General features: G+C 59.6%; 16 protein-coding genes. 1 reads left to right on the forward strand and 15 read right to left on the reverse strand.

The window, feature by feature from the left end; genetic code table 11:
- Nucleotides 1–40 precede the first annotated feature (40 nt).
- The 6 genes from ruvB to ACZ6ZO_RS01035 all read right to left on the reverse strand — a co-directional run bounded on the left by ruvB (nucleotide 41) and on the right by ACZ6ZO_RS01035 (nucleotide 4822).
- Nucleotides 41–1126, reverse strand: a complete 1086-nt coding sequence (gene ruvB, locus ACZ6ZO_RS01010; protein WP_465289909.1) for a Holliday junction branch migration DNA helicase RuvB — start codon at nucleotides 1124–1126, stop codon at nucleotides 41–43.
- Between the two features lie 6 nt (nucleotides 1127–1132).
- A complete protein-coding gene (gene ruvA, locus ACZ6ZO_RS01015; protein WP_465289911.1) occupies nucleotides 1133–1732 on the reverse strand; it encodes a Holliday junction branch migration protein RuvA in 600 nt (199 codons plus the stop codon).
- Entirely contained in the window at nucleotides 1729–2382 is a 654-nt protein-coding gene (ruvC, locus tag ACZ6ZO_RS01020) for a crossover junction endodeoxyribonuclease RuvC (protein ID WP_208767396.1), read from the reverse strand. Before ruvC ends, ruvA begins: the two co-directional genes overlap by 4 nt.
- A gap of 143 nt (nucleotides 2383–2525) precedes the next feature.
- Nucleotides 2526–3272 carry a YebC/PmpR family DNA-binding transcriptional regulator gene (locus ACZ6ZO_RS01025; RefSeq protein ID WP_208767395.1) on the reverse strand — a complete coding sequence of 249 codons (747 nt, stop codon included), beginning with the start codon at nucleotides 3270–3272 and terminating at the stop codon, nucleotides 2526–2528.
- Between the two features lie 90 nt (nucleotides 3273–3362).
- Nucleotides 3363–3959 carry a pyridoxal 5'-phosphate synthase glutaminase subunit PdxT gene (gene pdxT, locus ACZ6ZO_RS01030; protein ID WP_465289914.1) on the reverse strand — a complete coding sequence of 199 codons (597 nt, stop codon included), beginning with the start codon at nucleotides 3957–3959 and terminating at the stop codon, nucleotides 3363–3365.
- Nucleotides 3956–4822, reverse strand: coding sequence for an acyl-CoA thioesterase (locus ACZ6ZO_RS01035; protein WP_465289916.1), 867 nt, complete (start codon nucleotides 4820–4822; stop codon nucleotides 3956–3958). The genes pdxT and ACZ6ZO_RS01035 overlap by 4 nt, the downstream gene beginning before the upstream one ends.
- A gap of 77 nt (nucleotides 4823–4899) precedes the next feature.
- Here ACZ6ZO_RS01035 and ACZ6ZO_RS01040 point away from each other — a divergent pair, with 77 nt between their 5' ends.
- Nucleotides 4900–5361, forward strand: a complete 462-nt coding sequence (locus ACZ6ZO_RS01040) for a DUF3817 domain-containing protein (RefSeq protein ID WP_465289918.1) — start codon at nucleotides 4900–4902, stop codon at nucleotides 5359–5361.
- Nucleotides 5362–6036: 675 nt separating this feature from the next.
- Here the strand turns inward: ACZ6ZO_RS01040 and pdxS are convergent.
- The 9 genes from pdxS to ACZ6ZO_RS01085 form a co-directional block, all read right to left on the reverse strand.
- A complete protein-coding gene (gene pdxS / locus ACZ6ZO_RS01045) occupies nucleotides 6037–6933 on the reverse strand; it encodes a pyridoxal 5'-phosphate synthase lyase subunit PdxS (RefSeq protein WP_182386254.1) in 897 nt (298 codons plus the stop codon).
- A 94-nt stretch (nucleotides 6934–7027) separates the two neighbouring features.
- Complete coding sequence (locus ACZ6ZO_RS01050; protein ID WP_182386255.1) at nucleotides 7028–7462, reverse strand: LemA family protein; 435 nt, start codon at nucleotides 7460–7462, stop codon at nucleotides 7028–7030.
- Entirely contained in the window at nucleotides 7459–8538 is a 1080-nt protein-coding gene (locus ACZ6ZO_RS01055; RefSeq protein ID WP_182387229.1) for a glycosyltransferase family 4 protein, read from the reverse strand. The genes ACZ6ZO_RS01050 and ACZ6ZO_RS01055 overlap by 4 nt, the downstream gene beginning before the upstream one ends.
- A 2-nt stretch (nucleotides 8539–8540) precedes the next feature.
- Complete coding sequence (locus ACZ6ZO_RS01060) at nucleotides 8541–9461, reverse strand: phosphatidylinositol mannoside acyltransferase (RefSeq protein ID WP_465289921.1); 921 nt, start codon at nucleotides 9459–9461, stop codon at nucleotides 8541–8543.
- Nucleotides 9415–10050, reverse strand: a complete 636-nt coding sequence (gene pgsA / locus ACZ6ZO_RS01065) for a phosphatidylinositol phosphate synthase (protein WP_182386257.1) — start codon at nucleotides 10048–10050, stop codon at nucleotides 9415–9417. The genes ACZ6ZO_RS01060 and pgsA overlap by 47 nt, the downstream gene beginning before the upstream one ends.
- Nucleotides 10051–10070: 20 nt before the next feature.
- Complete coding sequence (locus ACZ6ZO_RS01070; RefSeq protein WP_420839116.1) at nucleotides 10071–10643, reverse strand: ATP adenylyltransferase; 573 nt, start codon at nucleotides 10641–10643, stop codon at nucleotides 10071–10073.
- Nucleotides 10630–12660, reverse strand: coding sequence for a threonine--tRNA ligase (gene thrS / locus ACZ6ZO_RS01075; RefSeq protein WP_182387231.1), 2031 nt, complete (start codon nucleotides 12658–12660; stop codon nucleotides 10630–10632). Before thrS ends, ACZ6ZO_RS01070 begins: the two co-directional genes overlap by 14 nt.
- A 183-nt stretch (nucleotides 12661–12843) precedes the next feature.
- On the reverse strand, nucleotides 12844–14052 hold the full coding sequence (locus ACZ6ZO_RS01080) for a Dyp-type peroxidase (protein ID WP_465289923.1): 1209 nt from the start codon (nucleotides 14050–14052) through the stop codon (nucleotides 12844–12846).
- On the reverse strand, nucleotides 14045–14692 hold the full coding sequence (locus ACZ6ZO_RS01085) for a copper chaperone PCu(A)C (protein WP_182386259.1): 648 nt from the start codon (nucleotides 14690–14692) through the stop codon (nucleotides 14045–14047). Before ACZ6ZO_RS01085 ends, ACZ6ZO_RS01080 begins: the two co-directional genes overlap by 8 nt.
- Between the last annotated feature and the right edge of the window lie 2 nt (nucleotides 14693–14694).

Consider the following 14694-nt stretch of genomic DNA (forward strand, 5'->3'; position numbering starts at 1 on the left):
GACAACGCCTTATCGTACGTCATAACACCGGGCTAAGTCGCTAGGGCGTGCTGTAACTGCCGATTGCGTCGTCAGGCGGTTGCAATCCGATGTGGTGCCAGGCGGCTGCCGTGGCGACGCGGCCCCGCGCGGTGCGGGCGATGAGACCTGCACGCACGAGGAACGGTTCGCAAACTTCTTCCACGGTGGAAGGTTCCTCACCTACGGCGACCGCGAGCGTGTTGAGCCCCACCGGGCCTCCCCCATGACCACGGATCAGCGCGTCCAATACTGCGCGGTCCAGGCGGTCAAGCCCTAGCTCATCGACGTCAAACACCACGAGCGCTTGCTGCGCTGCGGAAAGGTCGATGTGGCCGTCGGAGTGCACTTCGGCAAAGTCTCGCACGCGGCGCAGCAACCGGTTAGCGATACGTGGCGTGCCTCGGGAACGAGACGCAATCTCATAGGCAGCGTCGGCGTCAATCGCGACACCAAGAATCGACGCGGCGCGAGTCACTACCTTGGTGAGATCCTCATCGTTATAGAACTCCATCTGGGCGACAAAGCCGAACCTATCGCGCAATGGCCCGGTGAGCATACCGGAACGAGTCGTGGCCCCTACCAGGGTAAAGGGGGCGATTTCCAGCGGAATCGAGGTGGCGCCGGGTCCCTTGCCGACAATCACGTCAATCCGAAAATCCTCCATCGCCATGTACAGCATTTCCTCGGCGGGGCGTGCGATGCGGTGAATCTCGTCAATGAACAACACATCGCCTTCGATGAGGTTGGACAGCATCGCGGCCAAGTCGCCAGCGCGTTCCAGCGCCGGCCCGGAAGTCATCCGCAGGCTAGCCCCGAGTTCCTGGGCGACGATCATCGCCATCGTCGTTTTGCCCAGCCCTGGCGGCCCGGACAGCAGAATGTGATCCGGCGCTACCCCGCGGTTCTTCGCCCCTGTAAGAACAAGGTCGAGCTGGCTCCGGACCTTCGGCTGGCCAATGAATTCGGTGAGGCTTTTCGGGCGCAGCGACACCTCCATGTCTGTTTCACCGCGCTGGGCGGTGGCATCAACAGCTGAGTCTGGGGTCCTTCCCCGTGGCGGGAGGCCACCGGGGATCTCGAATTCCGTGCGTTCAATATCCTTCACGTGCGCCTACTTCCTGCCCAAGAGTTTCAGGGCGTCCCGCAGCGTGCTGGAGCGGTCGTTGTCCGGCTTTTCCGCAAGCACCGAATCCACCGCGGCGGAAGCATTCTTCTCCGGAAAGCCGAGGCCGACCAGTGCTTCCACGATGTCGGCACCACCTGCGACTGGAGTAGCCACTCTTACCGACGCCACCGACTCTTCCTCAGCAAAGACCGCCACCTTGTCCTTCAGATCCACGATCATGCGTTCCGCTGTGCGCTTTCCCACCCCCGGAATCCGCTGCAACTGCTTCACTTCGCCCTGAGAGATGAAGCCAGAGAGGTCACTTGCGCTATACATAGCCAGCGCTGCCAGCGCCAATTTTGGTCCCAGGCCGGACACGCCTTGCAGTGTTGAGAACATCGCTTTGGCCTCGGCATCGTGAAAGCCGTAGAGGTTCATCGCGTCCTCGCGTACCGTCATCGTGATGTGGACGAACGCCTCCTCACCGCGGCGCAACTCGCCAAGGGTTTGTGGCGTTGCTGCGAAGTAGTAGCCGACTCCCCCACATTCGATCACCGCTCCTCCCAATTCGATGGCCACTACCGTGCCACGCAGTGATGCAATCATGAGCCGCTCCTTCGGTGCGTATTCGAATGGGTGATGGTGGGAACTGGGGTGCTGCGCTGTCGCCGATTCTGGTTGAAGTCAGCTTTCGCTTTACCCAATTTACCGGCCTGGATGCGTCGCGCGTGGGCGAGCTGTTCATCGGTGAGTCGTTGTCTCTCCAGCATCGGTGCCCGCCAGCAGTGGCAGACCGCAAGAGCCAGGGCGTCAGCGGCGTCAGCGGGTTTCGGCGGCTCGCTAAGCCCCAGGATCCTAGTGATCATCGAGGTCATCTGCTTCTTGTCAGCCCTGCCATTACCCGAGATCGCCTTTTTCACCTCACTGGGGGTGTACATGTGCACCGGAAGTCCTTGCTGCGCCGCAGCAAGGACCAACACCCCCACTGCGTGTGCGGTGTGCATGACGGTGGAGACGTTGCCTCGTTCAAAGACGCGTTCAATAGCCACGACATCCGGTTCGTATTCTGCGATCCAGCTGGTTACGGCGTCGCTAAGCCGCAGCAAACGTTCGCTGAGCGGTGCGTCCGCCGGAGTGCGCACCACCCCGACCGAGACCGGATAGATACTACGGCCAGTTCCCGTTTGCACCACGGACAGCCCGCATCGGGTGAGCCCTGGGTCAATGCCCATCACCCGCAATCCCGCAGTTGACACCGCTCTCCTTTTCCTCACACTGTAAGCGCCACTGTACAACACATAGCACACAATTTCGAATCGTCGAACGTATTTCAGAGCGCTGCCGAAACAACAGCAAAGCCCAAACCACTATCGGTTTGGGCTTGTCACGTTGTAACAGACTAAAGCTCTGCGAGCACCTCATCGGAAACATCCATGTTCGTGTACACGTTCTGGACATCATCGGAGTCTTCCAGGGCATCGATCAACTTGATGATCTTCTTAGCACCATCGAGCTCCAGCGGAACCAGGACGGAAGCACGGAAATCGGTGTCGGTGTCGTCGACTTCGATGTCGGCATCGATGAGAGCCTGTTTCACGGCGGTAGCGTCGCCAGAGTCAGACACTACTTCGAACTGTTCGCCGAGGTCATTGACCTCTTCCGCACCGGCATCAAGCACGGCCATCAGGATGTCGTCCTCTTCTAGCTCACCCTTCTTCACCAGCGCGATCCCCTTGCGGGTGAACATGTAGGACACGGAGCCAGACTCAGCCAGGTTACCGTTGTTCTTGGTCAGCGCGGTGCGGACCTCGGTGGCGGCGCGGTTGCGGTTATCGGTTAGGCACTCAATGAGCATGGCCACGCCATTCGGGCCGTAGCCTTCGTAGAAAATGGTCTGCCAGTCCGCGCCACCAGCTTCTTCGCCGGAGCCACGCTTGCGGGCACGCTCGATGTTGTCGTTAGGAACGGAAGCTTTCTTGGCCTTCCGGATCATGTCATCGAGGGTCGGGTTCGAAGCAGGATCGCCACCGCCGGTACGAGCAGCAACTTCGATGTTCTTAATCAGCTTGGCAAATTCTTTGCCGCGCTTGGCATCGTTCGCTGCCTTCTTGTGCTTGGTTGTTGCCCATTTTGAGTGGCCGGCCATTAACTATAAACCTTTCTTCGAGTCGCACCTATTGACAATGGTGCCAGTTCTAGGGGCACAGTATACGCTCCCGTTGCTACGGAAAGAGAACTAGCTTGCGTGCCCGCGCACAATATCCAGGAAGTAATCATGTACCCGGGTGTCGCCTGAAACCTCTGGATGGAAGGACGTGGCCATCACATTTCCGGAGCGAACCGCAACAATTGCCCCAGCTGCGGGGCCATTTGGGACAGTGGCGAGTACGTCTACCCCCTCGCCTACTCGTTCCACCCACGGCGCACGAATAAAAACAGCTGGCACGGGGTCGACGATACCGGCAAAGTCCAGTGTCGCTTCAAAAGAATCGACTTGGCGGCCGAACGCATTGCGTCGCACCGTGATGTCCAACCCACTCAAGCACTGGGCGTCTGCACGGGTATCGAGTATCTCGGAAGACAGCAGGATCATCCCAGCACAGGTGCCATAAGCCGGAAGCCCGCCTCGGATAGCGCCCTTTAGCGGCTCCAGCAGGCCGCCCAGTTCCAGCAGCTTGGAGACGGTCGTGGACTCCCCGCCCGGCAAGATGATGCCGTCGAGGCCCTCTAAGTGGGCAACCCTGCGTACCTGCCGATGCTCCACACCCAACTCATCCAGGGTCCGCTCGTGTTCTGCAACGCCTCCCTGAACTGCCAGTACGCCAATGATCATGCTTCTCCTACCTTGAGTGTTTTCATCGGGAAGGCTTTTTTGCCGGGTTTAAGTAGCCGGGTGAGCCCCTCTTGGGTGACCACAGCGACGAGGTTGCCGCTGCGGTCGAAGATGCGTCCGTGCGTGAGCGCACGCCCATCGGCTGCGGACGGTGAGATTTGATCATAAAGCAACCATTCGTCGGCGCGGAACGGCCGCAGGAACCACATGGCGTGGTCCAGCGAGGCCTGCATGACGGCAACATCAGGGTGCGGCACCAGTGCACTTTGCAGCAGTGTCATATCGGACATGTATGCCAGGGTGCAGACGTGGAAGGTGTCGTCGTCAGGCAGTGGGGTTTTGGATTTGAACCACACTACTTGCTGGCTAGAGGTGTATTTGTTGTGGTCGAAGGCGTCGTTAGGCACCATGCGAATGTCCCATTCGCTCCACTCTTTCAGCAGTGCCTGTGACCTGGGGATCATTGCCTCAGTGTTCACCACGATGTCCTCAGGATCGGGGACGTCCCGCATCTGGTCTGTGTGTTCGATACCTACATCGCCGATCTTGTGGAAGCTCGCCTGCATGATGAAGTTCGGCTCGCCATCTTGCATCGCTTTGACTTGCCGAGCGCAGAAGCTGCGACCGTCCCTGATTCGATCCACGAGGTACGTGGTGGGCTGGTCGGACTTGCCGGGCGCCACGAAGTAGCCGTGCAGGGAGTGAACTCGATATTCCGGGTCCACCGTGCGAGTTGCTGCGACCAGGGCTTGGGCGGCAACTTGCCCGCCGAAGGTGCGGATGAAGGCTGTAGGGACTACCGGCCCGCGGTAGATATCGCGGTCAATCCGCTCGAGGTTAAGGACCTCATCAATCACAGCCATACTAAAAACTCCCATCTACACCAGGGCCATACACCTGACCTCACCATTACACCACGACTGACGTAGGCTCTATCGCTATGTCCCCTAAAAAGCTCTATGCCACCCTTGCCAAAGCAGAAATGGTCACCTGGACTCTCCTCCTGAGCGCCATGGTGCTGAAATACACCGGAATTACTGACCTAGCGGTTCGATTTGCCGGCGGTATTCACGGCTTCGTCTTCCTCTGTTACGGCGCGGTCACCATTTTGTTATGGATTAACAACCGCTGGCCAGCTTCCCGTGGCATCCTCGGCTTGTTATCCACCCTCATTCCGTTTTGCACCGTGCCGTTTGAGCGCTCCGTAGAAAAGGCCGGGCTTATCGACGGCCCGTGGCGCTTCCGCGATACCACCGAGCAGCCACAAGGGTTCTTCGAGCACATCCTGGCGCTGATCGTGCGTCGCCCGCTGATCGCAGCGGTCGTGATCCTCGCACTGATCGTGGTGGTGTTCCTTACGTTGCTGTCTCTCGGTTCCCCACTCGAAGCACTGAAGAATTAGCCCGCAACAAGCAACGGTTAAGTAGCAAAAAGTGTGTCCGGTCGGCGTGTTGTCAGTTGTTACCTCACCCCTGGGGGGCTCTGATCACGGCCCCTGAAGTTTCTTACTAAACCCCGGGAAGCATTCCCCGGATCTCGGGCCCAACACAGTGAAATAGCAGGTGTGAAGCCTAAAAAATCACCGAAACCCGGGCAATGCTTCCCGGGTTTTGCGGGGTTAAGCAACAAAAGGGCGCGAACCTGCAATCCAGACTCCATCGGGAGATGCTCAACGAGCCTGCAGCATCGGTCATTGCGGTTGAGCTGACAGCATAAGCATGGAAGGCCCGTAGCCCGTAAGGTCGCCACGTGTGTGATCAGCTTTGGTATTGGTGGTCGAAGCGCCACCTGGTGGTGCCGTTGTTGTTGCCTTTGTCCCAGGCAGACGGGGCATCGGGTCGGTTTTTGGGTCACCGGAGTTAGGTAACCGCACCTGCTAGCACTGGTGCGGTATCACTGGCGGTATGGAACAAGATTTGTGGGTTTATAAGGCCCGAAACAATATACAGCACCTGTTTACATGCCCTGACCTGGCTTTACTGTGGAATTCAGACACACATTTTGTCTCTTAATCCACAAAGCCCGCTACCTCCTATGTTCACAGGTAGCGGGCTGTTTCCGTTGGAGCGACTAGTGGCTACCAGCCACGCTCAGAGAGCCGGTGCGGTACTGGCTCGTCCTCAACATTGATGCCAACCATAGCTTCGCCCAAGCCGCGGGAGACGCGGGCGATGGTCTCTGGATCATCGAAGTTCTGGGTTGCCTGGACGATCGCCTTGGCGCGAGCTTCTGGGTTACCGGACTTGAATATGCCAGATCCCACGAAGACGCCCTCAGCGCCAAGCTGCATCATCATAGCCGCGTCGGCTGGAGTGGCGATGCCACCTGCGGTGAACAGTACCACTGGCAACTTGCCTTCGCGTGCGACCTCGCGGACCAGCTCGTATGGCGCCTGCAGTTCCTTGGCTGCCACGTAGAGTTCGTCTTCAGCCATGGACTTGAGGCGATTGATTTCTGCGCGGATGGTACGCATGTGGGTCACGGCATTAGAGACGTCGCCGGTGCCGGCTTCGCCCTTGGAACGGATCATCGCTGCGCCTTCGTTGATGCGACGCAGTGCTTCGCCAAGGTTGGTGGCACCGCACACGAACGGCACAGTGAAGTCGAACTTGTCGATGTGGTTAGCGTAGTCAGCTGGGGACAGCACCTCGGATTCGTCGATGAAGTCGACACCGAGGGACTGCAGCACCTGTGCTTCTACGAAGTGACCAATACGGGCCTTCGCCATCACTGGGATGGACACGGCGTTAATAATTCCCTCGATCATGTCTGGGTCAGACATGCGGGAAATGCCTCCCTGGGCGCGGATGTCGGCTGGGACGCGCTCGAGTGCCATTACGGCGGTTGCACCTGCGTCTTCAGCAATCTTTGCCTGTTCTGGGGTAACAACGTCCATGATGACGCCGCCCTTGAGCATTTCTGCCAAACCGCGCTTGACGCGCGCAGTGCCCTGTGTTGGTTCCTGGTTGGTCACGACGGTGGTGCCTCCTTTATTTTTATGTCAATAGTTTCGACTCACCCCATGTTAAACGGTTCACTTTTCCGAGCTACCAACCGCCCCGCCTAGTTCATGAACGCAGTTCAAAATACACCGGCAGGCGGGCGGTTCCCCCGAGTCGTAACGCCCGCACGAGAGGCCGGGTGCGGACGGCGCGGGTGTCGCTCACGGCATCGTTGTAGAAGCGATGCGCGAGCTGTACCCGGGCAGAGGCGTCCACAATCAGAGGGTGCTCGCTGGTCACGCTCTCCATCAGTTTCCGTTCGGCGGCGGCCCGGTCGTCGAAAAGCGCGGGCGTGAGGCGGATGGACTCAGCGTGCTGCGCAAGCTCGCTTACCGACGGCTCCAGCGCCGCGACCACGGCAGCCCGACGATCGAGCGCGGACTGGAGGCTGCTGAGCGCCGCGTCGACCCTGATGTGCAGGCGGTTGAGGCGTTGCGCGGTGAAAAATGCCCACGATAGTGCGAGCGTGAGTACGATGACCGCAAGGATTGTCCAACTCATCGCACCCGTACCTTCGTGCCGTCCGCCACCGTGTCATACACCCGCTGGATCTCCGCGCCGATCCGCGACCAATCAAAATCCCAGGCCCGCGCCCGGCCCCGTTCCCGAACCTCGTCCCTACGCTGCTGCTCGCCTACCACCCGATCAAGCACGCGCGCTAAGTCGACTGCTGATCCGGAGCGAAAGGTGTATCCGCACGGAGTAGCTGAGTCGCTGTGCAGCACGCTAGAGAACGCTTCCAGGTCAGAAGCTACCACCACAGCCCCGGCGGCCATCGCTTCCACGAGCACAATGCCGAAGCTCTCCCCGCCGGTGTTTGGGGCAACATAGATGTCCGCTTGCTGTAAGTAGGCGATCTTGTCCTCCTCACTCACTTTGCCCACATACGTCACCCCAGGGGCTGGGATCGGGGTACCACCGCCAATCACGGTGACGTGCAGTTTAGTCTCCAGCATCTCCAGCGCCTCCAACAGCAAAGCCAACCCCTTGCGCGGTTCATCAAGGCGCCCCAGAAACACCAGCTCCCGTGGAGTATGAGGCCGATCCGTGGCATACTGCGCCACCTCTACCCCGTTCGGGATCAACACTGGATCCCCGCCCAGTTGCTCGACTTGCCAGCGCCGGGCCATCTCCGACACCGCGATGCCACCGCGAATCTTCTCCAGCAGCGGGCGCAGACTCGCCGCCGCCAGCCGCAGCAACCACGAATCTGTGGCCGAGGCGTGGTACGTAGCGACAATCGGCCCCTGCGCCAGAGCTAGAGCGTGCAGGGAAAAGCTCGGCGCGTTGGGCTCATGAATATGGAAGATGTCAAAGTCGCCCTCCGTAATGAACCGCCGCACTTTACGACGCACTTCCGGCCCCACGGCTAGCCGCGCAACTGACCCGTTGTATGGAATCCCGATGGACGGACCACCCTTCACCACAAAATCAGGCACCTCGGTACGGGCCGAACACGGTCCAATGACCTGCACGAAATGGCCCTGTTGCTGCAGGTAACGTGCGTGGTCAAAAATGTGGGCCTGGACGCCACCCGGCTCGTCAAAGGAATAGGGGCACACGATGCCGATGCGCACGGTCAGTCCCTCCGTCTGTCAGCCGGCCATACTGGTTGCAGCATATGCCAATCTGCCGGGTGCTCCGCAATAGTGCGGGCGAAGCGATCAGCAATGCGTTGGGTGGTGGCTACTAGGTCGTCAACCACCAGCGGCTCGGAAATCTCCATTTCCCATCCACCATCGGTGAAATGGCAATCCACAGTGTGCAAGGCCGCGCCTGTCACCCGAGCAAGCTCTGCCGGCCCGGCGGGAAACGTGGTGGGCTCACCGAAGAATGTCACAGGCACGCCCTTGCCCTTCAAATCCCGCTCTCCCATGAGGCACACGACCCCGCCACCGCGCAGCACGGTTGCTAGGTGTTCGAAAGGCGCAGGGCCACCGCGGTGGGCCAGCACCTCAAACCCGAGCTTGTTGCGATATTCCACAAACGCATCGAAAAGGACTTCTGGGCGGAGGCGCTCGGCAACCGTCGTGAAGCTGCCCGCGTGATGCACCAACCACACCCCGGCCATGTCCCAGTTCCCGGAATGCGGCAAAGTCAAGACAACACCCTTGCCTTTGGCGAGCGATGAGTCCAGGTAAGACACACCGATTACCGAGGCGTCGAGTTGCGCACGCAACGCAGCGCGGGAAGCCATGCGAGGCAAGCAGAACGCTTCCGCCCAGTACCGGGCGTAGGAGCGCAGGGAGGCGTCGAGAAGTGCTGGCGAAGGATCCGCGCCGGTCACCCGCCTGAGGTTCGTTCGGAGCTGCTTAGGAGGCGTGACCCGCGACGCTGCGAACTCCGCAAGACGACGAACCCACCGGGGAGGCAACAACCCCACTATCTTCCACGCAGCGATATAACCCACAGCGGCCACATCGCGGGATCGAAGCGCCTGAATGAGCTGCACCTTACGCCCCCGGCGGAGCCGTGATGAACTCGGTTCCGTGCGGATCATGGCTCGCCTTCATCAGGCGCTGAACAACAGTGACCACAGAACCAACAGCCAGCACCCACAGGGCCACATCGATGGCGTACGGCACGCCCAGGCCCGTCAGCCCCAGCCCTGTGAGGCCAATGATGAGCCGCTCCGGGCGCTCGATCAGGCCACCGATGATTTTGATGCCACCGGCCTCTGCCCGCGCCTTCACATAGGAAATCACCTGGGAAGCCACCAACGTAGTAAATGCTGCTGCGACCAGGGCCTGCGACGCCTCATAGCGGTAGATCAGCCACCACACGATGACAGAAAACAGCACCCCGTCCGTGACACGGTCACAACTGGCATCCAACGTAGCGCCAAACACGGTACCACCACCGCGTAGCCTAGCCATCGTGCCGTCGAGCATGTCAAAGGCCGTAAACAGCCCCGAGAGCACCGCTGCGAGGAACAGGTGGCCGGTAGGCACTAACGTGAGGATGATCGCGCAAGAAATCACTGTCCCCGCAACGGTCACGACGTTAGGGCTCAGCCCCAGCTTCAGGAAGGTCCGGGCAATCGGCTCCACGATGACGGCTGCAGGCTTGCGACCATGCACGCTTAACACTTAAGTTTCCTCTCCTCCCGCTACGGCCGGGCAACGCCAGGCAGATCATCGCGCCGCGCCCACTCTTCAGCCAAGATGTGGCGGGTATCCCGAAGCAGCTGCGGTAACACCTTCGTGCCACCCAGGACAGTCATGAAGTTAGCATCTCCCGACCAGCGCGGCACCACGTGCAGATGAAGGTGGTCACCGATCGACCCGCCGGACGCCCGCCCCAGATTAAACCCGACATTGAACGCATCCGGGTGGGACACCGCTTTGATCACCGTGACCAGCGCCTGGGCAAATGCCATCAGCTCCGCGCTCTCCTCCGGCTGCAGGTCCTCCAAGTTCGCGACCTTCCGGTACGGCACCACCATGCAGTGCCCGGAGTTGTACGGAAACAGGTTGAGCAGGCAATACACGAGCTCACCGCGCGCCACGATCAAGCCCTCTTCGTCGCTGAGCTGAGGGATCTCAACAAACGGGTCGGACCTTTTTTCGGTACGGGGCTTGGTAGCGATGTAGTTCATCCGGTACGGCGCCCACAGGCGCTGCAACCGATCCTCGTGGCCGAGCCCCGTATCGACATACGTGTCGTCGCTATCGGCGGGCACCAATGTTATCCTCGTTCGGCTGATCGTTGATGCGCTCGCGGACCCAGGCGTCGATAAGCTCCACTGCCTCGGCCACCGGCACGCCGTTAATCTGCGTACCGTCCAGGAAACGGAAGCTCACTGCCTCGGCCTCCACGTCACGGGCACCTGCCAGCAGCATGAACGGCACGCGTGCCTGCGTGTGGTTGCGGATCTTCTTCTGCATGCGGTCGTCGGAAGTATCGACGTCGGCACGCAAGCCACGGGCACGCAACTGCTTAGCGACGCCCTCCAGGTGCTCCGCGAAGTCCGCAGCCACCGGAATGCCCACTACCTGCAGCGGCGCAAGCCATGCTGGGAAGGCACCAGCGTAGTGCTCCAGCAGCACACCGAAGAAACGCTCAATGGAGCCGAACAGTGCACGGTGAATCATGATCGGGCGCTGCTTGGTACCGTCCTGCGCGGTGTACTCCAGGTTGAAACGCTCCGGGAGGTTGAAGTCGAGCTGCACCGTGGACATCTGCCAGGTACGGCCAATCGCGTCACGGGCCTGCACCGAAATTTTCGGGCCGTAGAACGCCGCACCAGCTGGGTCTGGGACCAATTCCAGACCCGAGTTCGTGGCGACACGCTGCAGAATCTCGGTGGACTTCTCCCAAATCTCGTCGGAACCGACGAACTTATTCGGATCCTTAGTGGACAATTCAAGGTAGAAATCGTCCAGACCGTAGTCCTTCAGCAGCGAGATGATGAACTCGAGCACGGAGGTCAGCTCCGTTTCGAGTTGGTCCTCGGTGCAGTAGATGTGCGCGTCATCCTGGGTGAAGCCACGAGCACGGGTCAGGCCGTGGATCACGCCGGACTTCTCGTAGCGGTACACCGTACCGAACTCGAACAGGCGCAGTGGCAGTTCACGGTAGGAACGGCCTCGAGATGCAAAAATCAGGTTGTGCATCGGGCAGTTCATCGGCTTGGCGTAGTAGTCCTGAGGCTGCTTGGTGCAATTGCCGTGCTCGTCGTACTCGCCATCGAGCTGCATTGGAGGGAACATGCCGTCCGCGTAAAAATCCAGGTGCCCGGACTTATTGAACAGATCCCCCTTGGTGATGTGCGGGGTGTTCACGAAGGAGTAGCCGGACTCGATGTGCCGACGACGGGAGTGCTCCTCCATCTCAAGGCGAATGATGCCACCCTTGGGGTGGAACACCGGGAAACCGGAGCCGATCTCGTCCGGGAAGCTGAACAGGTCAAGCTCAGCGCCGAGGCGACGGTGATCGCGCTTCTCGGCCTCCGCCAGCATCGTCTGGTACTCCTCCAGCGCTTCCTTGGATTCCCAGGCGGTACCGTAAATGCGCTGCATGCCGGCCTTGGACTGGTCGCCACGCCAGTACGCAGCCGAGGAACGAGTCAGAGCAAAAGCCGGAATGTACTTGGTGGTTGGCACGTGCGGGCCGCGACAGAGGTCGTACCACTCCACGGCGCCGGTACGTGGGTTGATGTTGGAGTACGCAGTCAGCTCACCGCCACCCACTTCCATCGCCTCGTCGGAATCTGGGTCGACGTTGCCTTTGTCGTCGATAAGCTCCATTTTGAAAGGCTCGGCGGCGTATTCCGTGCGGGCTTCCTCCACGGAGGCATACGCCTTACGCTCAAATTTCTGCCCCGACTTGATGATCTTCTTCATCGCCTTTTCGATGTTCTTCAGATCTTCCGGGGTGAACGGCTCGGCCGTCTCAAAGTCGTAGTAGAAACCACCCTCAATCGCTGGGCCGATACCCAGCTTCGTGCCAGGGAACAGCTGCTGCACAGCCTGTGCTAGCACGTGTGCGGTGGAGTGACGGATAACACCGCGACCATCCTCGGTGTTAGCTGGGACAGGAGTGAACGTAGTTTCTTCTGTAGGAACGAAGGAAAGGTCCTTGATGTCGCCGGTGGTATCTTTAGCTGCGACAATCGCCTCTGGGCCCTTGTTTGGCAGGTCCAGTTTCCGCATTGCAGCGCCGACGGCTACTCCTGCTGGAACCTGGAAAGAAGTCATGGTGGTCACTGTTTGCGCTCCTTACGCGCTTAGGGGTGGCGGCATACCTGGCCGTCACCCGTGTTCCTAAAATTCCCAACATACTCGTCAAAAACAACAACGGGACTAGCTGGCATTCTCCAAGCTCAGCTAGTCCTGTCGCCGCCGATCAAAGTTGCCTAGAAAATGATCCTACAAGAGGCTCTACTTCTCTAGAAGTGCAGCACCCCAATACTCGTCCGAATTCTCAGTTCCCGGTGGAATGAAGAACACTGCTGAGCCGATGTGTTCGATCCATTGGTTGAGTCGGTCCCCCTCGTCCAGTCGCTGTTGGATCGGCTCGAATTGGGTCCTGGGATCTTTCTGGAAGCAGACAAACACCAGGCCAGCGTTTGACGTCTGCTCCGAACCAGGCTCGACAGGCAGGTCGTAGTTATACGCCCTCCGCTTGAGCCGCTGCTCCGGATGCCCCTTAGGCATGGTGGCCCGGGCCATGTGGCTCATCGGATCAATGACGGGCAAACCGAAATCATCGATTTGGTCGAACTTTGCAGGGTCAAGTTCCTCGTTTCCGGTCAGCGGAGCTCCGTTATCGAGTTTTCGCCCCATTGACAACTCGCGGGAATCCCGGTCGAGGATTTCCCAGGTGTCCAGGTTCATGCTGATGCGGCGCACCACCATGACAGAGCCACCCTTGGCCCATGCTGGTCCTTCATCAATCCAGACCTGTTCGTTGTACTCGCGGTCCTCCCGCGGATTAACAGTGCCATCAAGCTGGCCGAACAGATTACGCGGGGTATCATTCTTCGACTTCGCACCGTCGGCGTGCAGGAAGCCTTGTTGCATCCAGCGCACCGCTACGTAGTCAATACCACCCCGAATCAGCTGGCGTGTTGCATGTGACAGTGTCAGCGGGTCGTCACAGCACAGCTGCAGCACGATGTCCGCTTCACCCCAACGATCGTCCAGCTTGTCTCTGCTGAACGGTTTGATGGGCTTGACAAACTCCGGAACGTCCTCACCGATGATCTCAAACAACCGACCACCAAAACCGCAGGTAATCGTGAGATTAGATGGCGCTTTCGTCATCTCCGGTTCCAGATCCCCCAGCGGGGTGGCCCCGGAGGTGAGCCGACGGGCATCATCGGTCCATACCTTCATGAGCTGAATGATCCGCACCCGATCGACACCAGGCCGCAGCGTAAAAGCGACCAAGTTCAGGTGCGCCTGGCTCGCAGTCGAGATACCGGCTTGATGAGGCCCGTCGAAAGGCACTACCTGGTCTGCAAGCAGCGCAACGGTTTCTCCGGGCGCGTCACCCGCCGGTGAAGAGCACGACGCAACTACCCCACCGGCCGCCGCGGTAGCGGAGGCCGTGAGGAAACTACGACGTGAAATGCGCTTTTTAGCCATGGTTGTGGTCGTGGTTGTGATCGTGCATCGGAGTAGCAGCTGGGGTCATGCCGGTGACGCCTTCCACTCCACCGTTTGCACCGTAGTTTTCCTGACCGGAAGCGATGGTGCGAACCTCGGAATTGACGTCAACGCTCTCGCCGTTGCTGAAGTTCAGGGTCACCTTGACGGTGGTGCCAGCTTCGATCGGATCATTGATGTCCATAATCATCAGGTGGTCGCCGCCTGGCTTGAGCACATACTCACCGCCAGCTGGGATGGTGATACCGCCTGACTTGAGCTGCATGACACCGTTGACCACTTCGTGGATCTCGTACTTACCTGCGTTCAGGTTGGTGGTGAAGGACTCGATCTTGACGTCCTTGGAAGTGCCGTTCTTCAAGGTGCCGAAGATGCCGGTCATAGACTTGTCAGCCGGCTTTGCCTTCACGAAGGTGTCCTCGAAGGTCACTTCGTTAGCCGCAGCTACAGCGGTGGTCTTCTCAGACTTCATAGCGGAGGTCTGTGCTGGCTTTTCGACGCCCGTTGCCGTCTCAACCTTGGTCTCAGAATCCTTCTGAGAGTTACCACACGCGGCGAGGGATGCCGCGGTCAGTGCCGCAATAGCAATGGTGCTGATCTTCTTGATAGATGCGTTCATCT

It is taken from the genome of Corynebacterium sp. NPDC104732 (genome assembly GCF_055583565.1).